Raw genomic sequence first — 292 nt, forward strand, 5'->3', positions numbered from 1 at the left:
GTGTCAGGTCTGCGTCGCAGGCTCCTGTATCCACCGGGTGGGCGGCATGAGTCAGAATTTCAGCCGGTAGGCGCAGGAGTTTTTGCGGATCGTCTTCGAGCAGTGCCTGGCCGTCATGGGTAACGGCGGAGACGATCAACTCCTGTTGTTGATGGCCCAGTGCATCGACGCTGAGCAGCTTGACGTTGAGAGTGCCGCCCTGGCCGCGATAGGGCAGCAGGGTGGTGACGGGCATGCCATGGGCGTTGTAGTCGAAGCGCAGGTGCGCGACGGGGAGTACACGCTCCTTGGC

At 62.7% G+C, this 292-nt stretch carries 1 pseudogene; it reads right to left on the minus strand.

Annotation, left to right across the window (positions count from 1 at the left end):
- Positions 1–292 (minus strand): annotated as a pseudogene (locus AAEZ09_RS28015) (SNF2-related protein); the annotation flags it as partial.

Origin of the sequence: Pseudomonas sp. 65/3-MNA-CIBAN-0223, from assembly GCF_040310425.1 — a bacterium.
GTDB lineage: Bacteria > Pseudomonadota > Gammaproteobacteria > Pseudomonadales > Pseudomonadaceae > Aquipseudomonas > Aquipseudomonas gregormendelii.